Source organism: Ruminococcus sp. RTP21358st1_G6_RTP21358_211008 (assembly GCF_040908885.1).
GTDB lineage: Bacteria > Bacillota > Clostridia > Lachnospirales > Lachnospiraceae > Blautia_A > Blautia_A faecis.
Map to the genome: position 1 here is coordinate 38,594 of NZ_JBDGDM010000014.1, position 22,724 is coordinate 61,317.

The following is a 22,724-nucleotide window of genomic DNA, read 5'->3' on the forward strand; positions in this document are numbered from 1 at the left end:
ATTTTGTAAAAAATCCATCAAATTAACTTAAGGAGGAATTTATTTTGCAGGATCTGGACCATAATGAAGACCGTTTAAGGGGAACATATGATTTTCCTTTTGAATTTCATCATATTGATCAGGCTCATCCGCGCTATGTAATGTCCTATCACTGGCATGTAGAATATGAAATCATTCGTATTCTTGAGGGCTCTCTCACTGTCACTTTAGACGAAAAAAGTTTCATTGCAACAGCTGGAGACATCATTTTTGTACATAGTGGAATTCTTCACAGTGGAATTCCTGATAATTGTCTTTATCAGTGCATTGTTTTCGACGGAAATGTTTTCCTCAAAAATAATTCTGTTTGTGCAGGATATATGCAGAAGATTATTCATCAGGAAATTCTGATCTATCATCATTTTACACCAAAGCATATAGAAATCTGCAATACAATAAACAGTCTTTTTGATTCTCTTTGGAAAAGAGAACCTGGCTACGAGCTCACTGTAATTGGACAATTTTACCACTTTTTCGGCATTATTTTTAGTAATCATTACTATCTTGAAAGTATAACACGCGCAAGACGTGATTATAAGAGAATTTTACAGCTGAAACAGGTACTTGATTTCATTGAGCACAACTATACGGGGGCTCTGACACTAAAACAGCTTTCGGCCTCCGTATCCATGTCACCCAAATACTTTTGCCGTTTTTTCTCCGAAATGACCCATCAGACTCCCATGGATTATCTGAACAGGCAGCGCATTGAGAGAGCCTGCTATGAAATCTCCACAACCGATGATTCTATTACAGATATTGCATATCGAAATGGATTTAATGATCTGAGCTATTTTATACGTACATTTAAAAAATACAAAGGAACTACACCAGGAAAATATAAGAAAAGCTGATTAGGAGGGCGAGCATTGGCCGGATGCCCGCCCACAAAAAAAGAATTGACTTCTTTTTCTATTATTTCTCAGATATGCTAAAGATGTGATTTTTTTCGTCGTAAGAAAAACGACAGAGAATCATTCCTGTATTTTTTACAGGCTACGTTGACGCATTTTATGCGTTTTCTTTTGCTGTTAAGACTCGAAAAAAGCCATAGCTTATTCTTGTTTTCGCTATATATGCCATTTTTCCAGAATGGTCTCTTATTCCAGGACCCTTATGTAGCAGGTTTTCAAGTAACCGGATGATGGAATTGCTGCTGATCAGGCAGATTAGCCCATGGCAGAAAACTGTCCGCACATACTGCTGCAGAACGCCGCAGAAAATCAGAAATTGTTTTTCTCTTTCGTTTCTTTTATTCTAACAAAAGCCGGTTGCCATTACAACGAAATTCGGTCGTAAAATTCTCACATAATTCGACACTTAAATGATAAATTTTATCTGTAACTGAAGTTTTCTTTTTTCTGAAACGTGCTATAATATTTTCAATTAGAAGCAACTAACATAAGTATGACGAAAGGAAGCTGTTGAATCATGGGAAGATGTTATCATTTATCAAAAACTGTTACGGAAGACCTGGCAAATGAAATCATAAAAGAACTGACAGAGCGAGGCGATGTGAAACACGCCAGAATCTCCGCTGACGGACGTTATCTTCATGTGGATACTATTGACGGAGAATTTTCCGTGGTAATGTATTCAGCAGTAAATATCTGCAGCCGTATTGCAAACTGCGAGCTGTCCTTTGTGAAATTTGATTACACAGCTTAGAGCGTGTTTGAAAACATACCGCCAGGACATTTATGGCAAATCTATTAAAAAAGGGAGATTAAATTATGCAGCAGATTACATTAAAAATAGACGGAATGATGTGTGGAATGTGTGAATCCCACATTAACGAAAGTATTCGTAATAACTTTTCTGTAAAAAAAGTCACCTCGTCCCATACAAAAGGAGAGACGGTTATCCTTACAGAAAATGATCTTGATGAAGCAAAACTGAAAGAGACTATTGATAAAACGGGTTATAAACTGCTTTCTGTCTCAAAAGCTCCATACGAAAAAAAGAAAGGCTTTTTCTCTTTCCTAAAGAAATAGCCTTTCCCTGTCATAATCCTTGTACTATATTCCAACTACAATATTTCCGGTAATACGGACAATGCATATTCTGCCAGGCTGTGATCTTCCTCTCCTGTGCCTCCGCTTATACCAAGACCTCCGATAATCGTATCTCCGGATTTCAGCGGCACGCCGCCTCCGAAAATCACGATTTTTCCACCATCCATCTTATCTACGCCATAAAAGGTTCCGCCTGGCTGAGCCAGTTTAGATAATTCCATGGTGGACATCTTCACCGCAACAGAAGTATAAGCTTTTTTCAAAGCGACATCAAAGCTTACCAGAAATGCCCCGTCCATTACATGAACGGCAATTGGATTTCCTTCCGGACCACAAACTGCAATCACCGCTTTCTTACCGCGGCGAAGGGCTTCCTGTTCGATTTTCCCGATCAGTTTCTTCGCTCCATCCAGTGTAATCTTATTCTGCATACCCATGCGGCGCAGTACTGCCTGAATTACAGCTTCGTCTACAGAATCAGAGGTACCAGATATGAGAGAATTTTCAACTTTCGTATCCACGCTCACGCTTCCTCCTGCCACTTTCTCAGTTCCACTTGCATGTAGTTCCGTATTTTCAGAAGATGCGTCAGTTTCTACAAGCTTTGACGTTCCCGTCTTCTGACCTGCTGCCTCCGCTTCTTCGTAGCGTGCAAGCACATACAGATAGTCGGCCAGACGGTTCATATATTTCTTGCTTCCTGTGTCAGAACCAAACTTTACACTTACAGCGGCAAGATCACGCTCCGCTCTTCTGGCCACAGCCCAAGTCACATCAATCTCAGCAGACAAGCGACAAGCCCCAGGTAATGAGGACTCCTTCGGCATATGAAAAAGCCCCGTCAAACGGTCAATCTCTTCCTCTAAAAACTCTGTCTTGTCATCATTGATCTTATACTCTCTATTATATGGATCTGCCACTCCTGCATCAATTCTGGTCAGATTTTCCTGGATCTTTTCCAGGAAACGGATGGTATCTCCATCTCTGATCATGGTTTTCAACACTCCAATATGGCAGGAAAGTTCATCTATGGTTCCCTCCAGCTGGATTCGGTCATCCGCTTTGGAAACGTTTTTCGAATGGACAAGATTGGTAGTTCCCTTGTCACCATTCTTTGTATAAATACTCATACGACTTTCTCCTGACATTTTACCCATCCGGCAAAATGGATTTTATTATGCACCAATACACTGAATATAAGACAAGGTTCGTGCAAGAGCAGGAAATAATCCACATTATCTTACGTTCACTACATTAGTTATAAACAGACTCTGGACAAATACACGCAGTTCCACCGTATTTGTCCAAAGTCTCTTATATGTTACCGGGCACAAAGTGAACAGCAACTCTTAACTTCATTAAAATGACCACAATTTCCTGTAGATCTTCACAATATCCTCTTTTGTTGGGACTCTTGGGTTGGCAGTTGTGCAGGCATCAGCAAGCGCCAGGTTTGCCATTTTGTCAATTGCTGCAAAATACTCATCCTCAGAAATAGTTCCCATTTCTTTAATCGTAAGCGGAATATTCATTTCCTTCTGCATAAACTGAATCCAGTTTACAAGAGATCTTACAGACATTACTTTGTTGTAGTTACTCAGTCCAAGAATATGTGAAATATTGGCATATCGCTTTACTGCCGGAAGATATTCCTGCTGACTTCTGCTGTGTTTGTTGATATTTGCATTAAATTCTACAATATGCGGAAGCAGCATTGCATTGGCACGTCCATGAGGAATATGGAAAATAGCTCCCAGCTGATGTGCCATACTATGTGTGATTCCAAGTCCTGCAGCATTAAAAGAAAGTCCGGCAAGACAGGAAGCTACATGCATTTTCTGACGGGCATGCATATCACCACCGTCAAGGTATGCTCTTAACAGAAAGACTCCGCAGATTTCAATTGACTTTTCTGCAAGAGCAGACGAAAATTCATTGTGATTGATACTTACATAAGACTCAATTGCATGAGTCAGTACGTCCATACCTGTATCTGCTGTGATAGAGGGCGGAACGCTCTTTACCAGTTCTGCATCCAGGATTGCCTCATCAGCTGTAAGGCTGTCTGAGATCAGCGGATACTTCACATGATTATCTGTATCATTTACAACTGCAAAAGAGGTAACCTCAGATCCGGTACCACTGGTAGTAGGAATTGCAATAAGACCTACTTTGCCGTAATTGTTGATCTTCAGGGCAAACTCACGGATTGCCTTGGATGAGTCAATTGCAGAGCCGCCTCCGACAGCTACTACAACCTCCGGCTGATACTCCAGGAACTTCTTTACACCTTCTGCGATTTTTCCTACCGGTGCATCCGGCACAACATCACTGAATACTTCAAACTCCTTGCCACCGCGTCTCAATGGGTCTGTGATCAGCTCGATCATTTTCCCTTTTGCGATGAATGGATCTGTGATCACCAGAACTCTTTTGTATGGCAGTTCTGCCAGTCTATCCAGGGCATTGTCACCAAAATGGATGACTGTTTTCATTTCAAAAGTTTTCATAATTCAATGCTCCTTTATTGCAGCTTTCTTTTGTGAGCAGAAAGCTTCTATCGGACAGATTCCGGATATCTGCACTCCACGCCCTCTTCTTCAAAAAGCTTCAGCCATTTTTCAGAAGGCTTCACATCTGTCACGACGATATCAACATCCCGCAATCTTCCGGCAACGGAAAATGCGGTCTGGTCAAATTTCGTATTGTCCACAACCAGGATTTTCTTACGTCCTGAATCCAGCATTGCTCTCTTTGCTGTTCCAAAAGCTTCCTGTGATTCCATTACTCCCCAGTTCTCATCAAGAGCCTTACAGGAAAAAATAACGGTATCTACAAAATAAGAGCGAATGACTTCTTCTGTCCGGGATCCAAGAAAAGCCAGATAGCCTTCCTTCATCATCCCACCTGTGGAAATAATATTCCATCCTGACACATCTGCCAGTTCCAGAAGGATCTCCATGGAATTGGTGATCACAGTCAGACGCTCCTTCTCTTTTAATGCCTTTGCCACAAACACTGCAGTAGTGCTGGCGTCCAGAAGCAGATGTTCCCCGTCATGCACAAGAGAGGCTACAATTTCCGCCATCTTCTGTTTCCCAACTACATTCTGATTCTTGCGCACATTAAAAGGGAGATCAATGCTCACATCTTCATTGATCACAGCTCCGCCATAACTTTTAATGGCAAGCCCTTCCTTCTCCAGCTTGTCCAGATCCCGTCGGATGGTTTCCTCAGAGACACCGTATAACTGGCTCAGTTCACTTACTACTACGCGCTTCTCATTCTGTAATTTCTCAAGGATCAGATTCCGTCTCTCTAACGCAAGCATGTTCAGGTCCCCTCCGCGTTCATTTTATTGGTCAGACCAGAATTACAGAAGGCTGTCGATCATTCTCTTATCCGGATGTGCAATAACAGAGGAATCCAGATACATGCCTTTTTCAGCAACAAGCTCTTTCGCTCTGTCGATTGATGCGGATACAGCAGAAACCTCACCAGTGATCATCATGTAAGATTTTCCGCACATGCCTTTTGCAATACGAAGCTCAATAAGATCTACAATTGCAGTCTTTGCAGCCTGATCTGCAGCCTCAATAATGGAAGCTGCATCATATGTTTCAAGAATTCCCAGCGCACTGATCTCCTCAACCTGAGTAGTTCCATAAATAGCCGGGAAAAGAGACTCGTGTGGATTACCCAGTACAAAACTGTCAATGCACTTGTCCTCATATGTTGTTACAGCTGTATCTACGGCAGCTTTTACCGCACTGAGATCACCGGTAATAATTGCAATATATTTACCCGGACACACGGTCTGCGCCTCAACGATTTCTACATCAGATGTCTTAACCATTGCATCTGCTGCAGTAACGCCGGTAGCTGTAGTTTTGAATTCAATCATTCCGATTGCTTTACTCATTTTCTGCACGTCCTTTCTAATTCTTTGCAACTACGATCCAGCGGTCTGTCACCTCGGTAACTTTACCGGAGATGGTTGCATGGATACCAACACTTAAGCCCTGGGCAGGAGAAGCGATCATCTGACCTCTTGTCACCTGATCTCCAACTTTTACAATTGCCTGAGCAGGTGCTCCGATATGCTGGCTAAGAAGAATTTTAACCTTTGGAATATCAACCAGTGTCTCGTCCATCGGTGCGTCTTTGTCATATTTTGTAAGACCAAGACGTGCCATCAGGCGTTCTTCCGGAACCTTGCGGTATTCTCGGGATTCCTTAACTGGTACTGGCTGTACTCCCTGAGGAGGACGAATACCTGCCTTACGAAGTCCGCCCTTCATGTCTGCAAGAAGTGTTCTTGGAGCAAGGCTCTGAGGACATGCATACATCTCACAAACTCCACAGGAGCTGCAGAAGCTTGCATTGATGTATGGATTAACATCTCTGAAATCCTGATTGGAAGCTGCACGCATGAAGCGGGCTGGATCAATCGGATGTCCCAGATTGTTACGTGGGCAAAGATCTGTACAAGTATTACACTGGCAGCAAATAGATGCTGCACGTTTTAAATCTATAGCAGAAGTCCGCATCTTCTTCTGTACGATTAAATGGTCTTTTGGCAGAACCAGAATCGCATTTGTTGTCTTCGTCACAGGGTCAGAACCTTTTCCGATTCTTCCCATCATCGGTCCACCAATAAAGTAAACCGGATCTTTTACAGTAGTTCCGCCTGCCTGGGCAACAACATCATCCATAGTACATCCAAGAGGTACTTTTACAGTTACCGGATGATTTACCTCAGCTACAACAGACACATATTTGGCTGTTACAGGCTCTTTTTTCTCTACTGCCTTGTATATATTATACAATGTCTCTACGTTAAACACAGCAACTCCCTGCTCAATAGGAAGTCCGCCAGGTCTTACAACTCTACCAGTTGCTTCGTAGATCAGTACAACCTCATCTCCCATCGGATACACTTCATCCAGAAGGTGAATGCGCATTCCAGGGAACTCTTCAATATGCTGTTTCAGAGCATTTACTGTCTGAACGTAAGATTTTTTGATTCCAATAATGGCTTCAGAAGCTCCAACCGTTTCCTGAACCATATGGAAGGTTTTCATAATTTCGTAAGCGTGCTTCTCTAATAACTGTCTGTGTAATTTCAGTAAAGGTTCGCACTCTGCACAGTTCATAAGAATGGTATTTGCTTTGTCTGTCAGCTTCATGTATGTAGGGAATCCTGCACCGCCGGCACCAACTACACCATTCTCCTGTATAATATTCTGTAATTCTTTGATATCCATGGCGTTACTCCAATCCTGCACCGTCATCAACGATACCTACAATGGCGGCATCTACCGGTGCTGTTTCTACGCCGCAGCCAATTCTTGCCGCGCTTCCTTGTGCCACCAATACATATTCTCCGATTCCTGCACCGATAATATCGATTGCAACAATCTGACTGAGGTCACCTTTCATGTGATGAACCGGTTCCACGATCATAAACTTATTGCCGATCAGCTTTTCGTTTTTTCTTGTGGAAACAACGCTTCCTACTACCTTGCCAACTATCATGTGAACCTCCAAATTTTATATCAGTTCAGCCATGCACCTGTCATTTTCAGAACCAGCATGGCTGAACACTTTATTTTAGTAATGAGGAAATGATTCCCAGAACATTACTTTATAATTGTAACTGTATTGCCTGTGGCAATTTTTGCTGCATTTGCTTCATCTGTATCAATGTGCATCTCCAGTGTAAAGCTGTCATCTACACGGATCTTCACCTGATTAAAAATGGTTCCTCTCTCATTGTCAGCCTTAACAGATACGATATCTCCATCCTTCACACCGGCTGCCTGGGCATCCTTCGGGGACATGTGAATGTGACGCATTGCTACGATACATCCCTCTTTCAGATAAATCGCACCTTTCGGTCCGACAATTGCAATAGGAGCACTTCCCTTAACATCTCCAGACTCACGCACCGGTACTTTCATACCAAGCTTGATTGCGTCTGTAGCTGATACTTCAACCTGGGAAGCCTTGCGGACCGGTCCGAGAATACGTACATTCTCAATTGCACGGAGCTTCAATCCAACGATAGTTACTGTCTCATTGGAGGCAAACTGTCCGCCCATCAGCTCTTTCTTCTTGGTGAGCTGATATCCTGGTCCAAATAAAGCTTCAACATGTTCCTGTGTCAGGTGGATATGTCTTGCGGAAACTCCGATGGGCACCATGAAGCCATTGCCTTTTTCTTCTTTTTTATTGAGAGCATCCAGTACCATTCTGGTAATCAGCTCAACATTATTGGTTTCCAAAAGTACACCTACTTTCTTCCTGGAATTCGGTAATGTCTGACATAGCAGACATTATAAAAGTAAGAAGCATCCATGAATTCGCTCATGCAAGCACAGCTCATTCATGGCTGCTGTCTGGACTTTTATATTATTTCAGAACTGGAAGGATTTTCTCAACATCTGTATGAGGTCTCGGAATTACGTGTGTAGCTACAAGCTCTCCAAGTCTGGATGCTGCTGCGCTTCCGCTCTCTACTGCAGATTTAACTGCTCCAACATCTCCACGAACCATAACTGTTACAAGACCGGATCCGATCTTCTCTGTTCCAACTAATGCAACGTTAGCTGCTTTGCACATCTGGTCAGCTGCCTCGATAGCTGCTGTAAGTCCTCTGGTTTCTACCATTCCTAATGCTTCCTGTGTCATGATTTTTTCCTCCTTATGAATTGCTGGTTTCTCAGCTTCTATATGTTTGGTTTCTGTAATCTCTTTGTCAGCTGCAGTGGTCTTCGGCTCTTCAGTCTTTACTTCTGCTGCTTTTGCTCTGGTTGTTCTAGCCGTTCTTCTCGGAGCGGCTGCCTTTTTAGGGGCTGCTTTTTTCGCTGTCTCTTTCTTTTCTTCGTCAGCCATTATTCATCCCCCTTTTTCTTTCTCCATCGACTTGCGCTAAGCTCCACCATTTTGACGATTTCCTCATGGGGATTGGCAATTACTGCATAGCTTGCCGGTTTCTTGATGGCATTTGTTGCTGCCGCTTCCACGGCTTCTGTAACAGCTGCCACATCGCCTTGTACAATAATGGTCACCAGTCGTCCGCCCAGCTTACGCTCCCATGACGCCAGCTCAACGTCTGCCGTTTTACACATGATGTCCAGGGCATCCATGGCCGCTACAACACCTGTGATTTCAATAAAACCATATGATTTACTCATGAGCGAACTCCTTATAGTTCATTAGATGCTTGGAAGGATTTTCTCCACATCTGTATGAGGTCTTGGGATTACGTGTGTAGCTACAAGCTCTCCAAGTCTGGATGCTGCTGCGCTTCCACTCTCAACTGCTGCCTTAACAGCTCCGACATCACCGCGAACCATAACAGTTACAAGACCGGATCCGATTTTCTCTGTACCAACCAGTGTAACCTCTGCTGCTTTTGTCATTGCATCTGCTGCCTCGATTGCAGCTGTAAGTCCTCTGGTTTCTACCATTCCTAAAGCTTCCTGTGCCATGATGAATTCCTCCTGATATATCTCGACTTTTCAAGTACGCTCCAGCGTACTTGCTGTGAGGTACCTGCCATGCTCCGCATGACTTTGTTCGTTTTTATTATAGACTTAAATTCACTGGTTAGCAATCATTAATCCTTATCCAGTGCGCTGATTTTCAGCATTTTTTGTGTACCGGGTTCCGGATTTGGTATTACGTAGTGCTGTACCACACCGGTCATACTCTCTGCTACTCTGATTCCAGCTTCTACAGCCTCTGTTACATCAGAAACGCTTCCGCGGAACTTGATGCAGACAAGGAGCGGTACCGGCAGACTGTCCGCATTTGCAGGTTTATTTTTATCAAAAACCTCCAGATGGACATTTGCTGCCTTGCAGCCGGCGTCGGCCGCCACAAACGCTGTTGCCAGTCCGAACACCTCCAAGATTCCTACAGCTTCTGCCATCTTGATTCTCCTTTATCCGGCAATTATTTATTTACAACTGCGATCTTAAGACCGGTCATTGCAAGGTTCTTCTTTAATGCTTCATTGATCTCCTCAAGCGGATACTTGTCTGTGATCAGCTCAGACATTGGAAGTCCGATTGCGTTTGCTCTCTTAAGGAAATCAAATGTTGTAACGTAATCTCTTAAGGTGTATACCCAGGAGCCTACGATTGTAATCTCTTTGGAGCAGATGTCAAAATGCGGGTTGATTGTAGCATCTCCACCATTGATGAAGAAACCAAGCTCGCAAAGACCACCGCCGTTACGAATAAATTTGTAGATGTTTGCATGAGCAACAGGTGATCCTGTACACTGGAATGCAAAGTCTGCAAGATGTCCGCCAAACTGATCTTTAACAGCTTCAGAAAGTGCTTCGATTCCTTTGTGCTCCATGAAGTTAACGCTCATGGTAGCGCCCATTTTCTTAGCGAAATCAAGACGCTGCTGATTTCCATCTACAGCACAGATGTTCTCGATACCCATGGTACGAAGAACTGCAATACAGATCAGACCGATTGGTCCGCATCCCTGTACAACAACTCTGCTGTTGAAACGAAGGATACCAGTTGTTTTTGCTCTCTCAACTGCATGTACAAGAACTGCACATGGCTCGATCAGGATACGGGAATCCAGATCAAGATCACTTACGTTGAAGAATGTACTTCCAAACTCTCCGCCTCTGATAAAGATGTAATCAGAGAACCATCCGTTAAGATGAATGTCATCATCTGGAAGAAGTCCGTATACGTCAGCTCCGCCAACGTTTTTCTTGTTCAGGTCGAACATTGTGATCTCCGGATCATCCTTGAAAATCATACAGGTAACAACTTTGTCACCGATCTTAACCGGTTTTCCAGCTGTATCAGTCTTAACATTTTTACCCATGGCAACGATCTCACCAGTTCCCTCATGTCCAAGTGCAACCGGGATCAGGTTGAATGGGTCTCTCTTAAATTCGTGAGCATCAGTACCGCAAACGCCGCAGCCTTCTACTTTAACAAGGATGTCGTCATCACCAAGTGCCGGAATCGGGTACTCTTTAATATCAAAATGCTCTTTTTCAGTAAGTACTGCAACGTGTGCAGTTTTCGGGATTGCGCCTGCCGGTGCTGCAGCTGGTGCAACTGGTGCTGCTGATGCAGAAGCTGCCGGTGCTGTTCCAGCCATTCCAGCAAGAACCTGTTTTACGATTTCTTCGATATTTACGTTATTCATGTCCATTTTTATGTTTCCTCCTGTCAGCGAATGCAAAGGCTGTCTGCCATTACGCAGCGTCTTCTCTTGGTGAATGTACTTGCACTTGTAAGTCCTTCACCAGTACGGCTTGCGATTGTGAATGTACAGTAACCTTCTCCGCCGAATCCAAGTGCTGCATAGGAAGGTGCATTCTTAACAAGGATTGCGGTGTCGATTGCTTTCGCATATTTGGTGATATTGTCAATGTTCTTGGAATGAATGTGTGCAGAGTGGCGGTTGCCATGCTCAAGCCATACAGCCTGCTCTACTGCATCATCAAAATCTTTTGCCCTTACAACGCCAAGGATCGGCATCATAAGCTCTGTAGCGATAAGTGGATGTTCCTTCGGTCCTTCAAATACGATGCAACGGATATTTGCAGGAGCATTTACTCCGATCATGGAAAGTAATGTTCTTGCGTCACGTCCAACGCATTTACGGTTCAGCTTGCCGCCTGCAAGAACAACTGCTGTAAGTTTATCCTGCTCTTCTTTGGAAGCAAGGTAACAGTCATTTTCACTTACCAGATAATGCATAAGCTCATCTGTAATAGAAGCAACTGCCACGATTTCCTTCTCTGCGATACACGGAAGGTTGTTATCGAATGTACATCCGTTTACGATATCCTGAGCAGCTTTTCTTACATCTGCTGTCTCATCTACAACTGCCGGAGGATTTCCTGCGCCAGCGCCGATTCCACGTTTTCCAGAGGAAAGGACTGCTGTTACAACGCCAGGACCGCCTGTTGCTGCAATAAGCGGGATATCTTTATGTTTCATCATAATATTGCTTGTCTCTAATGTAGGTTTCTCTACTGTTACTGCGATATTGTCCGGGCCACCTGCTTCCAGGGATGCCTCATTTAAAAGATTGATCGCATAAATAGAGGTTTTGATTGCTGCCGGATGTGGATTAAATACAACTGTATTTCCACCTGCCAGCATACCAATTGTATTGCACAGAATGGTCTCACTTGGGTTCGTACACGGAGTGATTGCTCCGATTACGCCAAACGGTCCCATCTCGATCAGAGTAAGTCCTCTGTCACCTGACCATGCTGTAGTGCTGAGATCTTCTGTACCAGGGGTCTTGTCTGCTACCAGATGATGTTTCAGGATCTTATCTCCTACATTTCCCATTCCGGTCTCATCAACGCCCATACGTGCAAGGATTTCTGCATTTTCTTTTGTTTTTCTTCGAATGCAGGTAATAATTTTTTCTCTCTGGTCCAAGGACATTTTCCGAACGATCTTCTGGGAAGCTTTCGCAGCCTCAATGGCCTCGTTCATATCTGTGAAAATTCCATGTTTACCGGCCGGAGCGTCTGCAATCTGCATTTTCGCCATAACTTCCTGTACAATATCCTGTACCATGCTCTCGCTGATTGGCATGAGATTGTTCCTCCTTAACAATTGCCCGCAGCTGCCTGATTTTCCCACAGCTGCCGGTCTTTATATTTTCTGATTATTTCAGTCCTAACTGAGCCATAACCTGTTTGGTGATCTTAGCTACTAACTCTGCATCTGCATTAGCTGTATCTGCTGCCGGAGCATCGCAGTTACCGCCAACGAAATCATACTGATATCCCGGGAACTGTTTGTAGTCTTCATTGTGACATGCGCCACCGCAGTTATGGCAGTTCATGCCATCTTTGTTCTGGCAAAGGCTTGCCGGATGTTTTCCAGGCATACCGAATTTACGACGGATCTCATAAAGTTTCTTAATGTTCTCTTTATCAAATTCCTTCGGACCTCCAAGAAGTTTGCTCTGATACAGAAGCTGTGCATAGAATTCTACGGACTCCATCTTCATGTATGCAGCGTTCAGGTCCGTGCTCCAGGTAAGAGCTCCGTGGTTCTCAAGAAGAACTGCATCGAAGTATGGAAGATATTTCTCAAGGTTATCCGGGATCTCCATTGTAGAAGGTGTACCATACTCAGCAATCGGAACACATCCAAGAGCGATAACTGCCTCTGGCATGATTGGCTGTGTAAGCGGAATACCAGCAATAGCAAAAGATGTTGCATAAATTGGATGAGCATGTACAACAGATCCTACATCAGGTCTCTTCTCATATACTCTCATATGCATCTTGATCTCAGATGATGGTTTGAATCCCGGGTTAGCCTGAAGAACATTTCCTTTTGCATCTACTTTACAGATGAACTCTGGAGTCATAAAGCCTTTGGATACACCAGTAGGTGTGCAAAGGAACTCATTGTCATTCAGTTTTACAGAGATGTTTCCATCATTTGCTGCAACCATGTTGCGGTTATAGATTCTTCTTCCGATGTCGCAAATCTGTTTTTTGATTTCGTATTCGTTTACCATGCTTTTTTCCTCCTTAAGCACATTCAGGTGCGGTGGATTATGTATGTTATAGTACCGCACCGGGTAACTTATCATGGCTAGGCATAGCTAGCCTGTTACTTTTTAGGTTATGTTGTAAGTTTACACCATTCCACATTATAAGTCAAGGTTTTTCCGTTGTTTTATGTTGTTTTATGTGGATTTTTTTATAGATTGCTATGTTGTTTTTCGTTGTTTTACTGTTTTTCCCCATTTGGCAGGTATTTTCTAATTCACCGGATCGGAGGCATCTTTTTCCCACGGCATTACATCGCCATCTTCCCTGAGATATTCCAAAATCTCCGGAATGCCCTCCTGCTGCCTGGAGTCTACATAAAAGATTTTTTTACAGCCGGCAAGCTCCAGCCAGGACGTGGCAAGTTTTACATTTGCATCCGGATTGTGGATTTTGGTAACAATTCCAATTACTTCACGGTTGGCCATACAGGTAATGCAAGGTGGAAAAAGGCAATACGGTTCCGTGGCAGATACCAGCAGCCCTACCACATCTGATTCATATGTATACAACGCCAGGGCGTGTCCCAGACCTTTCGTCTGGGCATACTCTCCTGGCGTATCTACGATCACATCAAAATTATTTACATATTGTGTTTTATGATAATGTATTTTTTCACCACGCAGGGCCTGGGTCAAAGTAGTTTTTCCAGCCTCGCTGCGACCGATCAGAACAAGTTTCTTCATATTCTGTCAAGTCCTTGTAATGGGGCATAAAGTAAAGCCCAGTTTATTTCCCACATAGTCCAGAATTGCGCTGGTAGAAGCTTCTACTTCCGACACAGTACCTGTGATGATCAGGCTTCCGCTGAAACGATCAACAAATCCCAGTTCAATGCCAGATGATTTCATCGCAATATCTGCCATAATGATAGCAGTTTCTGCCGGACTTACAGTCATGATCCCAATGGCCGCTCTTGAGTAATCCAGAGATGGATCAAGACCCAGCTTGGTGTAAAGAATCTTATCCGGATTGGCAATGATATGTGCCAGGGAAATCTGCTTGCCTGGCACAAGCTCCTGTACAATTCTCTGTTTCATTTCCGGAGACATATTATCTGTGTATCCCATTTTCTCCTCCTGAATAAAGAGTTTTATTTTCTGATTTGATTATACCTTTCTGCTTTCCAAGTGTCAACAAAAAGCAACACTTCTCTGCATGCGATGTGTGGTTTTTCTTGTACTGTAATGTTGTTTTTATTTGTTTTCTCTGTTTTTTCTTATTTATGATTGACATGTTTTTTGCCCTCTGGCATACTAAAGTTAACTGTAAATGGCTTTTCAAAACACTTTTATAGTGAAATTACCAGCTGCATATATTCACGTAATCTTGACTAGGAGATGATTTTATGTATCTTTCTGATATACACACACATTCTATTGCCAGCGGACACGGCACAACCTGCACCATCAGCGACATGGCAAAGGCTGCTTCTCAAAAAGGGCTGAAGCTTCTTGGAATCACAGACCACGGACCAGCCACTCTGGCTGCAGGAACTTCTTCTTATTTCCGAAGCCTGATCTATTCGCCCAGGAAGCGTTTCGATGTGGAATTATTATATGGAATTGAACTGAATATTCTGGATACCGATGGAAAAACAGATCTGCCACAGGAGCTTCTTGATAAGCTGGACTACGCAATCGCCAGCATGCATTATCAGAATTTCCGTCCTAAGACCAGGGAAGAAAATACTGCTGCTTTTCTGAACGTAATGAAAAATCCGGTTGTAAAAATCCTGGGACACATTGATAATCTCCAGTATGACATAGATTACGATGCAGTTGTAAAGGCTGCCGGTGAAAACGGTGTTCTCCTTGAGATCAACGAAGCTTCCCTGGCGCCTTACGGATATCGGGGCGATACACATGCCAACTGCGCGCAGATTCTGTCCTGTTGCCGGAAGTATCTGGTTCCAATCGTGCTTTCCAGTGACAGTCATGGAACAGAGCATATTGGAGACTTCACTTATGCCGCTGATTTCGTTCATAATGCTATGTTTCCAGAGGGTCTGATTCTTAACAACCAGATTCCGAAATTAAAGATGCTGTTAAGCATACGATAAAAAGGATCCAGCTTGCAGAATTCCAATGGAATTTTGCATTACGCAAAAACTCTCCGAGAAATATAAATGCGTAAGCTTAACTTCGTATATATTCCGGAGAGTTTTTTATACTTATTTCTTTGATTACTCATTTTCATTTTTATGATCTGCTTCTCTTACTTTCTGCATCATCGCTGCAAGTTCCTGATATTTTCCTGTCACATAACCGTAATTTTTCTTCTTATGAGGGAGCTGACAATTCGTGCAATCTTTAAATCCCTTCTCATTATATTTGAAATTTCCGCCGCATTTTTCTCCAAGGGCATAAAGCGGGCAATAGCAGAACAGACAGTTAAAGTCCTCTGGATCAGCTCCTTTATGGCATGGAAAATACTCACATTTCTTATGGCTGAAATAAGCGTATTCTTTGTCTTCCCAATATTTTTTCTCCATATTTCTCTCCTTATCTCATACAACTCAAAACAAAATATTCTTTATATTCTATTTCGTAATGCACAAAAATCAAATGATAAAAATGACTCCCGCTTACAGGAATAGAATATTGCCAGAGCGTGTTTAAAAAAGGCTTTCTGCAAGATGTGCGTCACACTCTGCAGGAGATTACGGAATAATTCTACAAACAGGCTCAGGAAAAGTGTAAAAAAAATACCGCATATGCGGCTTCTGAATCATCGTGATTTAAGAGGGAGCGATGCTACTCCGGGGTAGAATATGATCCGTTCATATATACGCGGAGGGAACGGTTTCATCCGAAGTAGTATCGCCTGCCATTTAATCTGTATAATTCTTCTGAACAGGCGATCATTCCATAAAAAATGTCCACTCACAAAAGCGGACAACATCTCAGGGCTGCGGATTCCCCAAAACTGGTTGTTACACTTTCATCGGAAGTTTAACCTCGCCATACCAAGCAGGTTTCCTGGCTCCAGAATCATCACTTCCTCTCTCCTTCTCATGCGTAAGCACAATGGACTATGAGATTCGCTCCTCTGTTACAGTGACCGGATCGCTCAGGTTTCTCACCTGATTCCCTCTTTCTGCCAGCTTATAGCTGTCAGCACTTAATATGTTCACTATGGAATTATACTAACATCATAGTACCACCGGTCACTGTCTTTGTCAACCCTTTGGAAGGATTTTTGTTATTTTTTTATCAACCTGGTGTTGCTAGTCACGGCGTGACCAGCAGCGTCATTTTTTCCTGAATCTTCTCCACCAGGATTTTCGCTGTTCTTTCATGAGATCTGTGCCCTGGGTGCTGCCTTGATCCAAATTCTCCTTCCTGTGTATCCGGAAGCTTCACAAATTCCACGCGCTCATCCCCTGTTTTTCTTTTATAATTCCCCACCGCTTTCTCAAGCGTAGGCAAAATCTCATCTCCAAGCATTCCATAACACCACAGAATATAGCTTTCTGGATTACATACGCGCAGTTTTCTCAAAAAGTCTTCCACAGCCTTTCCAACTCTGTCCATATTCTTCGTGCCGCTGCTGTCGTTTGTCCCCAGATTCACTACGATCACATCAGGCTGAAACTTCTGGAAATCCCATTTTTCCATAGCACCCAGTTGTTTGTTTCTTTCTCCATTTAAAAGACCGCACACCTGCTCATAATATAGCGGGATTGCCTGCTGCTCATTGCCTTCCCAGGAACAGAAAACGCCCCAGCCGCTCTGACTGATGCAATTGTACACCGCGCCCAGTTCTTTTGCTGCCATATATGCATAATTATCCACGGCATTGAAGCAAAAGGAATTCCATGTCATTTCTTCTCCTGCACCGCTGCCGCCCTCACCAGAGGTAATGCTGTCCCCTATTACCTCCAATCTGAGCTTTGGTGTTTCAAGAGGTAAAAACTCACCGTCAGTTTCAACCTCCAGAAGCTGAAGCAATGTTTTTTCATCTGTGGGAAACGCAGGAGTATCACGAAGAAGCTTTACATTTCTTACCTTATCCCTTTCCATATTACGGAAAAGACAGATTTCCTGTTCTCCCTTATTTACCATAAGCCGTTGGGACAATACGCCGTCTACGATCACATCCACCCATGGCTCAAAAACATCATAATCGGAGCGGATTTTCACCCATATTTCTGTTGCTTTTACATTCAGTTCAATTCCGGAAGCGGTCCAAAATAGTGTTACCGGTTCCAGACTGCCATTCGTTCTTCCTAATATTCTTAAATATGGAATTTCCTTCATCTGATAATGGCTAAGCATTTTTCTCCACCTCTCATCTGGCTATACGAAATATTTATGTTACGATTTTCAGACAATACTTTTATTCTTACTATACTTCTTTTTTCTTTGCTTTTCCACATTATTTTCAGTAAAAAGCCCCTTCCGGATTTTCATCTCCGGAAAGGGCTCACAAATTCATTTATTCAGATTACACAAGACGTCTTACAGAAGTAATCGTTCTGTATGCAGCATTATCGCTGACCTTGATGCCATCTCTGGCATTGGATGCATGGACAATCTGTCCATTTCCCATATAGATTGCAACATGTCCGCCATAGCAGATCAGGTCGCCTGGCTGAGCATCCGCATAGGATACTTCATATCCGGCATTCTGCTGCTCATAAGATGTTCTTGGAAGACTTACGCCAAAGTTTGCATATACACTCTGCACAAAGCCAGAGCAGTCAGCACCACTGGTAAGGCTTGTTCCTCCCCATACATATGGGTTTCCAACAAACTGTGTTGCATAGGATACAACAGAAGAGCCGGAACCTGAAGAACTGCTGGCTGATGAACTGTCAGAAGAACTATCTGAGGAACTGTCGGAGCTGTTTGCATCGGAATTGTAATCAACTGTATTGTCAGTATCAATTACATTACCATACTCATCATATTCATAATCAGAAGATCCATCAGAAGAACCACTTACAACATTTCCATCTTCATCATACTGAACCTCTTCTGAGGAATTATCTCCGTTCTGAGCTGCTTCCTGTGCTGCTGCAGCCGCTGCGGCCTCTGCCTCTGCCTGACGTCTTGCCTCTTCTTCTGCTGCAATACGTTCTGCCTCAAGCTGCTCAATTTCTGCCTGCTGCTGTTCCAGAAGGTTCGCATACTCAGTAGCCTGCTGCTGTGCGTATGCGATCTCATTCTCGCAATCAGCACTGTTCGCACGGGTTACATCCAACTGATACTGAAGGTTAGACTGCTGAGCCTCATATTCTTCCTTCATGGTCTCAAAATCAGCTTTCTCCTGCTCATACTGATCTTCTAACTTCTGAACCTCCTCAATCGTTCTAGCATATTTCTGAAGGCTCTCTCTGTCCTGCTCATACATCTGCTGTGTATACTCAGCTCTGGTAAGAAGGTCTGCAAGGTTATCTGCATTTAACATCATCTGGAACCATGCATTGTTTCCACCTTTTTCATAAAGATACTGAATACGTTTCTTCATGGCGCCGTACTGTTTATCCTTGGCATTCTGAGCCTTGGTCAGGTCACCCTGTGTTTTCTCAATTTCTGCTTCCTTGGAAGCGATATCACTCTCAAGAGTCTGAATGGAAACCATTACATTTACAAGATCAGAATTCAAAGATTCGATCTGGCTCTCAAGCTGCTGCTTCTGATCCCACAGGGCACTCATGCGTGCGTATGTAGCATCCAGCTGCTGGCTTGTCCAGGCCTGCTCTTCTCTTAAATCGCTCTCACGGTCAGCCATTACGCTTACAACCTGTGAGCCGCACATTAAAATTGCCAGTGTCAGACATACAATTCTTTTCTTCATGTTTCATCACCCTCGTTAATCTTTTTGATAATCTAAAAAGCTCAATTTGTAATATGTTTGCAACATTTCATTCAATCTTGCTACATATTAGCACACTCTCGCAAAGATTTCAACCCTAAATCGCAATAAATTTTAAAACTTTGTAACATTTCGTAATACATTTGTCTAAATAAGAGAACACAGAGCGTGTTTGTGCAACAGAGGGGGAATTCAAAGATTTCCGCTGTTACATAAAAAGAGAACCAGTATTTTCACTGATTCTCTCTTGTATATTACTTAACCATTATTTTCCAAACAGATCGTACAAAATCTGGTCTGCTGTCATATTATAATAACCATCCGGATCGGAAAGTGTATCTCCATTCCATCTCAGATAGTTTCCATTTCGGATATAGTTTCCAACGGATGGATGATAGTTGAAGATGCTGTATCCGGAATACAAGGACATATACTTCTTCGCAAGGGCTGCAGCCTCACTGGAATAGCTTCCCGTAGGTGTGGTAGTTCCGGAAATCTGGACACCTGCCTGCGGAGTAGAGTGGATGATAACAACACTCTTATCACTGCACTGACCAAGAACGATCCATGTATGACCATCATTGTATCCGATATCGCCAGGCTTCAGCTCCCAGCCATTCTGTGACAGGTAGGACTGGTTTACAATTGTACCCCATCCTTTGCCCTTGTAATAGCTTCCGATCTCACCAGATACCACTGTGTATCCATAACCTACGCCTGACTGAGTCTGCATTACCTGGTAAGCGGACCAGCCTACAAAGCCCGAACAGTCAAAGCCCTTCGCACGGTTCGAGGTGGAAAGATCACGATAATTATTGTAGTCATATCCAGAGGGATTAGCTGACCATTTATTGTACCAGTTGGTCATGGTATCGCTCAGACCTTTTCTGGTAGAATCATTCCAGCCGCCGCCCCATACATAAAGAGCCTTTCCTACTGGCATCAATGCTCCTGCCAGATAGTTCTTGATCGTTTTGCTTCCTGTATTTCCATCTGGTGTAGGGTCATTCTGCTTCTCACCCTGGCATACACCAGTGTCAGAGAACACATAAGTAACACCGTCAATTGTCTGTGTACCTGTATACATAGCTCCTGTAGTAGGGTCAAAATAGTACTTGGTACCTTTATCTGTATTCTCTACCCAGCCGGTTGCCATAGCACCGGAGCCACTGTAGAAATAATATGTAACATTGTTAATGGTCTTAAATCCAACTGCCATAATTCCATTGGTCGAAGTGGAAGAAGTGCTGGCAAAATACCGCTTCACTCCGGAGGAACTTGTCAACCAGCCTGTAGCCATAATTCCTGTCTTGGAAAAATAGCGGATATTTCCTTTGCTGTCCTTTACAAAACCGGTAGCTGCAACGCCTGACTTAGCGTAAAGGTAATAGGTCTTTCCGCCAAGCTTCAGCCACTTTGTCTTCATGTATCCGGTTGATGGTGCAAAGTAACGACGCTGTCTCTTGGAATTGGAAAGCCATCCAGTTACCATAACACCTGCTTTGCTTGTGAAATAACGCTTTCTGCCCTTTTTATCTTTCACCCAGCCTTTCGCCTGAACACCGGTAGATTTACTAAAATAATATTTCTTACCGTTCAGGGTAAGCCATCCTTTGACTTTCTTGCCGTTTTTATAGTAGTATGTTTTTCCTTTTACTGTACGGAATCCATTCTTCGTGGCAGCCTGTACATCTCTTGATGTACTATGGCATGTAAAACCGGCTGCCATAAGCATTACCAGCAGCAGGATACTCCAAAGTCTGAATTTTTTACATTTGTTTTGCATACTTACCTTCCTTTTTAATTAATCTGTTGCTGTCCACAGGTAATACTGCAGTCCAGCAAACACAACCCCTGTTATTATCATCTTCAAGTTTTTACAAAGTTGTTACAGCTTTATGTAGCTCATTATATTACAGTTTCCATCTATCGTCAACCCGAAAGTAAAACTCTGTAAAGTTTTCACAATATTTTCGTATTATTTTTCTTTAAAAGCAATGATTTCAAAGGTATTTTCCATAAAAAAAGAACAGTCCCACACAATGTAAAAGAACTGTCCTTTTATAAATTCTGTAATATTCCTGTTATAAAGTGATTATAACAGATGTTTTCTTAATTCTTCTCCGCTCAGAGCGCTTAAGTAAGCAGGTGCAACATCAAATACAGTCTTGCAGCCCTTCTGTCCCTCCTGGTTCATGCGGTATGCAGCTCTGGCATATGCAACAATTACAGAAGAAGTAAATTCCGGATTGGAATCCAGTTTCAGGCTGTACTCGATCACATGACTGTTCTCATCGTTCCAGCCGGTCTTGCCTGTGCGGATTACAAATCCACCGTGCGGAATTCCGCTGTGGTCACGCTTCAGTTCCTCTTCGGAAATAAAATGTACTGTGGTATCGTATTCATCAAAGTAGTTCGGCATAGTCTTGATCTCATTCTCAATTCTTGCAAGATCAGCGCCTTCTTCAGCTACTACGAAACACTCTCTGGTATGTTTCTCTCTTGTAGTAAGCTCCGGATTCTTTCCGCTTCTTACTGCTTCCAGAGCAGACTCAACTGGGATGGTGTACTGTTTGCCGTCTTTTACTCCTTTGATACGGCGGATTGCATCAGAATGTCCCTGGCTTACACCTTTTCCCCAGAATGTGTAATCCTTGCCGTTTGTCAGGATTGCATTTGCATACATGCGGTTCAGGGAAAACATTCCCGGATCCCAGCCTACAGAAATAATTCCCACATGACCGTTCTCAGAAGCCGCTTTATCCACATTTGCAAAATGTTCCGGGATTCTCTTATGGGTATCAAAGCTGTCTACCACATTGAACCACTGGGCATACTTAGGTGTCTGCTCTGGCAGGTCAGTAGCACTTCCGCCGCAAAGAATCATAACATCAATCTGGTCTTTCATCTTCTCAGCATCATCTACAGAATATACCTTCGCTGTCTCTGTCAGAATTTTAACAGTCTCAGGAGCACGACGGGTAAAAACTCCCACCAGTTCCATATCAAGATTGTGTTTGATCGCACATTCTACGCCACGTCCCAGGTTACCGTATCCCAGGATACCAATACGAATACTCATTATCTGATTCCTCCTATACTACCGCACGCCAGATGCACAATCCCCACAAATGGTCATGCAGCCCCCAAAAGCTGTATTATCCCATACGAACGTCAGATGCTTCACGTCTGCGGTATCTATATCTATTTCACGCTTTAACAGTTTAATACGTGCGAGTTTTCTTGTCAATTGATTTTTAACAAAA

25 protein-coding genes and 1 riboswitch are annotated in these 22,724 nt (G+C 43.2%); of the genes, 4 read left to right on the plus strand and 21 right to left on the minus strand.

All coding sequences use genetic code 11. The features are described from left to right. Positions 1 to 44: 44 nt before the first annotated feature. From AB5Z12_RS07655 to AB5Z12_RS07665, 3 genes are all read left to right on the plus strand, one after another. Positions 45 to 893 carry an AraC family transcriptional regulator gene (locus AB5Z12_RS07655; RefSeq protein WP_173734868.1) on the plus strand — a complete coding sequence of 283 codons (849 nt, stop codon included), beginning with the start codon at positions 45 to 47 and terminating at the stop codon, positions 891 to 893. A gap of 577 nt (positions 894 to 1,470) precedes the next feature. After that, on the plus strand, positions 1,471 to 1,707 hold the full coding sequence (locus AB5Z12_RS07660) for a hypothetical protein (protein WP_118577765.1): 237 nt from the start codon (positions 1,471 to 1,473) through the stop codon (positions 1,705 to 1,707). Between the two features lie 65 nt (positions 1,708 to 1,772). Next, on the plus strand, positions 1,773 to 2,033 hold the full coding sequence (locus tag AB5Z12_RS07665) for a heavy-metal-associated domain-containing protein (protein ID WP_148461172.1): 261 nt from the start codon (positions 1,773 to 1,775) through the stop codon (positions 2,031 to 2,033). Between the two features lie 35 nt (positions 2,034 to 2,068). Here the strand turns inward: AB5Z12_RS07665 and AB5Z12_RS07670 are convergent, their stop codons facing one another. The 16 genes from AB5Z12_RS07670 to AB5Z12_RS07745 all read right to left on the minus strand — a co-directional run bounded on the left by AB5Z12_RS07670 (position 2,069) and on the right by AB5Z12_RS07745 (position 14,705). Continuing rightward, a complete protein-coding gene (locus tag AB5Z12_RS07670; RefSeq protein ID WP_368356772.1) occupies positions 2,069 to 3,184 on the minus strand; it encodes a cob(I)yrinic acid a,c-diamide adenosyltransferase in 1,116 nt (371 codons plus the stop codon). Between the two features lie 228 nt (positions 3,185 to 3,412). Then, positions 3,413 to 4,564 carry a 1-propanol dehydrogenase PduQ gene (locus AB5Z12_RS07675; protein ID WP_368356771.1) on the minus strand — a complete coding sequence of 384 codons (1,152 nt, stop codon included), beginning with the start codon at positions 4,562 to 4,564 and terminating at the stop codon, positions 3,413 to 3,415. A 47-nt stretch (positions 4,565 to 4,611) separates the two neighbouring features. Continuing rightward, a complete protein-coding gene (locus AB5Z12_RS07680; RefSeq protein WP_173716624.1) occupies positions 4,612 to 5,385 on the minus strand; it encodes a DeoR/GlpR family DNA-binding transcription regulator in 774 nt (257 codons plus the stop codon). Positions 5,386 to 5,427: 42 nt separating this feature from the next. Next, positions 5,428 to 5,976 (minus strand): BMC domain-containing protein, encoded by a 549-nt coding sequence (locus AB5Z12_RS07685; protein WP_118577770.1) that lies wholly within the window; start codon positions 5,974 to 5,976, stop codon positions 5,428 to 5,430. Positions 5,977 to 5,992: 16 nt separating this feature from the next. Continuing rightward, complete coding sequence (locus AB5Z12_RS07690) at positions 5,993 to 7,321, minus strand: 4Fe-4S dicluster domain-containing protein (RefSeq protein WP_173716623.1); 1,329 nt, start codon at positions 7,319 to 7,321, stop codon at positions 5,993 to 5,995. A 4-nt stretch (positions 7,322 to 7,325) separates the two neighbouring features. Next, positions 7,326 to 7,592, minus strand: coding sequence for a EutN/CcmL family microcompartment protein (locus tag AB5Z12_RS07695; protein ID WP_117850917.1), 267 nt, complete (start codon positions 7,590 to 7,592; stop codon positions 7,326 to 7,328). A 104-nt stretch (positions 7,593 to 7,696) separates the two neighbouring features. Next, positions 7,697 to 8,341 carry a phosphate propanoyltransferase gene (gene pduL, locus AB5Z12_RS07700; RefSeq protein ID WP_117850748.1) on the minus strand — a complete coding sequence of 215 codons (645 nt, stop codon included), beginning with the start codon at positions 8,339 to 8,341 and terminating at the stop codon, positions 7,697 to 7,699. A gap of 127 nt (positions 8,342 to 8,468) precedes the next feature. After that, entirely contained in the window at positions 8,469 to 8,747 is a 279-nt protein-coding gene (locus tag AB5Z12_RS07705; RefSeq protein ID WP_005427721.1) for a BMC domain-containing protein, read from the minus strand. Between the two features lie 203 nt (positions 8,748 to 8,950). Further along, positions 8,951 to 9,253 (minus strand): BMC domain-containing protein, encoded by a 303-nt coding sequence (locus AB5Z12_RS07710; protein WP_118577772.1) that lies wholly within the window; start codon positions 9,251 to 9,253, stop codon positions 8,951 to 8,953. A gap of 21 nt (positions 9,254 to 9,274) precedes the next feature. Next, positions 9,275 to 9,550, minus strand: a complete 276-nt coding sequence (locus AB5Z12_RS07715) for a BMC domain-containing protein (protein ID WP_118577773.1) — start codon at positions 9,548 to 9,550, stop codon at positions 9,275 to 9,277. A gap of 128 nt (positions 9,551 to 9,678) precedes the next feature. After that, positions 9,679 to 9,993 (minus strand): BMC domain-containing protein, encoded by a 315-nt coding sequence (locus tag AB5Z12_RS07720; RefSeq protein ID WP_118577774.1) that lies wholly within the window; start codon positions 9,991 to 9,993, stop codon positions 9,679 to 9,681. Positions 9,994 to 10,016: 23 nt separating this feature from the next. After that, a complete protein-coding gene (locus AB5Z12_RS07725) occupies positions 10,017 to 11,255 on the minus strand; it encodes a zinc-binding dehydrogenase (RefSeq protein ID WP_173716622.1) in 1,239 nt (412 codons plus the stop codon). 17 nt (positions 11,256 to 11,272) lie between these two features. Further along, the gene (locus AB5Z12_RS07730; protein WP_173716621.1) at positions 11,273 to 12,661 is read right to left on the minus strand and encodes an aldehyde dehydrogenase family protein; all 1,389 of its coding nucleotides are present in this window, start codon (positions 12,659 to 12,661) and stop codon (positions 11,273 to 11,275) included. A gap of 73 nt (positions 12,662 to 12,734) precedes the next feature. Next, on the minus strand, positions 12,735 to 13,601 hold the full coding sequence (locus tag AB5Z12_RS07735; RefSeq protein WP_118577777.1) for a class II aldolase/adducin family protein: 867 nt from the start codon (positions 13,599 to 13,601) through the stop codon (positions 12,735 to 12,737). Between the two features lie 246 nt (positions 13,602 to 13,847). Then, positions 13,848 to 14,321: a EutP/PduV family microcompartment system protein gene (locus AB5Z12_RS07740; protein WP_148461167.1), complete on the minus strand. Its 474-nt coding sequence runs from the start codon at positions 14,319 to 14,321 to the stop codon at positions 13,848 to 13,850. A 6-nt stretch (positions 14,322 to 14,327) separates the two neighbouring features. Continuing rightward, positions 14,328 to 14,705 carry a BMC domain-containing protein gene (locus tag AB5Z12_RS07745; RefSeq protein WP_021924989.1) on the minus strand — a complete coding sequence of 126 codons (378 nt, stop codon included), beginning with the start codon at positions 14,703 to 14,705 and terminating at the stop codon, positions 14,328 to 14,330. Positions 14,706 to 14,983: 278 nt separating this feature from the next. Here AB5Z12_RS07745 and AB5Z12_RS07750 point away from each other — a divergent pair, with 278 nt between their 5' ends. Next, the gene (locus AB5Z12_RS07750; protein ID WP_173716620.1) at positions 14,984 to 15,697 is read left to right on the plus strand and encodes a phosphatase; all 714 of its coding nucleotides are present in this window, start codon (positions 14,984 to 14,986) and stop codon (positions 15,695 to 15,697) included. 123 nt (positions 15,698 to 15,820) lie between these two features. Here AB5Z12_RS07750 and AB5Z12_RS07755 read toward each other — a convergent pair whose 3' ends face one another. The 5 genes from AB5Z12_RS07755 to AB5Z12_RS07775 all read right to left on the minus strand — a co-directional run bounded on the left by AB5Z12_RS07755 (position 15,821) and on the right by AB5Z12_RS07775 (position 22,540). Further along, positions 15,821 to 16,129, minus strand: a complete 309-nt coding sequence (locus AB5Z12_RS07755; protein WP_173716619.1) for a cysteine-rich small domain-containing protein — start codon at positions 16,127 to 16,129, stop codon at positions 15,821 to 15,823. 459 nt (positions 16,130 to 16,588) lie between these two features. Further along, a riboswitch (cobalamin riboswitch) is annotated at positions 16,589 to 16,777 on the minus strand. A 91-nt stretch (positions 16,778 to 16,868) separates the two neighbouring features. Next, positions 16,869 to 17,915, minus strand: a complete 1,047-nt coding sequence (locus AB5Z12_RS07760; RefSeq protein WP_118577781.1) for a GDSL-type esterase/lipase family protein — start codon at positions 17,913 to 17,915, stop codon at positions 16,869 to 16,871. Positions 17,916 to 18,084: 169 nt separating this feature from the next. Beyond that, positions 18,085 to 19,440 (minus strand): C40 family peptidase, encoded by a 1,356-nt coding sequence (locus AB5Z12_RS07765; RefSeq protein WP_148461165.1) that lies wholly within the window; start codon positions 19,438 to 19,440, stop codon positions 18,085 to 18,087. A 283-nt stretch (positions 19,441 to 19,723) separates the two neighbouring features. Then, entirely contained in the window at positions 19,724 to 21,244 is a 1,521-nt protein-coding gene (locus AB5Z12_RS07770) for an N-acetylmuramoyl-L-alanine amidase family protein (protein ID WP_368356770.1), read from the minus strand. 309 nt (positions 21,245 to 21,553) lie between these two features. Next, complete coding sequence (locus tag AB5Z12_RS07775; protein WP_173734862.1) at positions 21,554 to 22,540, minus strand: diaminopimelate dehydrogenase; 987 nt, start codon at positions 22,538 to 22,540, stop codon at positions 21,554 to 21,556. Positions 22,541 to 22,724: the final 184 nt, after the last annotated feature.

Coding starts and splice junctions, on each gene's coding strand:
- AB5Z12_RS07660 (WP_118577765.1), top strand. CDS start 1,471: ATGGGAAGATGTTATCATTTATCAAAAACTGTTACGGAAGACCTGGCA.
- AB5Z12_RS07665 (WP_148461172.1), top strand. CDS start 1,773: ATGCAGCAGATTACATTAAAAATAGACGGAATGATGTGTGGAATGTGT.
- AB5Z12_RS07670 (WP_368356772.1), bottom strand. CDS start 3,184: ATGAGTATTTATACAAAGAATGGTGACAAGGGAACTACCAATCTTGTC.
- AB5Z12_RS07675 (WP_368356771.1), bottom strand. CDS start 4,564: ATGAAAACTTTTGAAATGAAAACAGTCATCCATTTTGGTGACAATGCC.
- AB5Z12_RS07680 (WP_173716624.1), bottom strand. CDS start 5,385: ATGCTTGCGTTAGAGAGACGGAATCTGATCCTTGAGAAATTACAGAAT.
- AB5Z12_RS07685 (WP_118577770.1), bottom strand. CDS start 5,976: ATGAGTAAAGCAATCGGAATGATTGAATTCAAAACTACAGCTACCGGC.
- AB5Z12_RS07690 (WP_173716623.1), bottom strand. CDS start 7,321: ATGGATATCAAAGAATTACAGAATATTATACAGGAGAATGGTGTAGTT.
- AB5Z12_RS07695 (WP_117850917.1), bottom strand. CDS start 7,592: ATGATAGTTGGCAAGGTAGTAGGAAGCGTTGTTTCCACAAGAAAAAAC.
- AB5Z12_RS07705 (WP_005427721.1), bottom strand. CDS start 8,747: ATGACACAGGAAGCATTAGGAATGGTAGAAACCAGAGGACTTACAGCA.
- AB5Z12_RS07710 (WP_118577772.1), bottom strand. CDS start 9,253: ATGAGTAAATCATATGGTTTTATTGAAATCACAGGTGTTGTAGCGGCC.
- AB5Z12_RS07715 (WP_118577773.1), bottom strand. CDS start 9,550: ATGGCACAGGAAGCTTTAGGAATGGTAGAAACCAGAGGACTTACAGCT.
- AB5Z12_RS07720 (WP_118577774.1), bottom strand. CDS start 9,993: ATGGCAGAAGCTGTAGGAATCTTGGAGGTGTTCGGACTGGCAACAGCG.
- AB5Z12_RS07725 (WP_173716622.1), bottom strand. CDS start 11,255: ATGGACATGAATAACGTAAATATCGAAGAAATCGTAAAACAGGTTCTT.
- AB5Z12_RS07730 (WP_173716621.1), bottom strand. CDS start 12,661: ATGCCAATCAGCGAGAGCATGGTACAGGATATTGTACAGGAAGTTATG.
- AB5Z12_RS07735 (WP_118577777.1), bottom strand. CDS start 13,601: ATGGTAAACGAATACGAAATCAAAAAACAGATTTGCGACATCGGAAGA.
- AB5Z12_RS07740 (WP_148461167.1), bottom strand. CDS start 14,321: ATGAAGAAACTTGTTCTGATCGGTCGCAGCGAGGCTGGAAAAACTACT.
- AB5Z12_RS07745 (WP_021924989.1), bottom strand. CDS start 14,705: ATGGGATACACAGATAATATGTCTCCGGAAATGAAACAGAGAATTGTA.
- AB5Z12_RS07750 (WP_173716620.1), top strand. CDS start 14,984: ATGTATCTTTCTGATATACACACACATTCTATTGCCAGCGGACACGGC.
- AB5Z12_RS07755 (WP_173716619.1), bottom strand. CDS start 16,129: ATGGAGAAAAAATATTGGGAAGACAAAGAATACGCTTATTTCAGCCAT.
- AB5Z12_RS07760 (WP_118577781.1), bottom strand. CDS start 17,915: ATGCTTAGCCATTATCAGATGAAGGAAATTCCATATTTAAGAATATTA.
- AB5Z12_RS07765 (WP_148461165.1), bottom strand. CDS start 19,440: ATGAAGAAAAGAATTGTATGTCTGACACTGGCAATTTTAATGTGCGGC.
- AB5Z12_RS07770 (WP_368356770.1), bottom strand. CDS start 21,244: ATGCAAAACAAATGTAAAAAATTCAGACTTTGGAGTATCCTGCTGCTG.
- AB5Z12_RS07775 (WP_173734862.1), bottom strand. CDS start 22,540: ATGAGTATTCGTATTGGTATCCTGGGATACGGTAACCTGGGACGTGGC.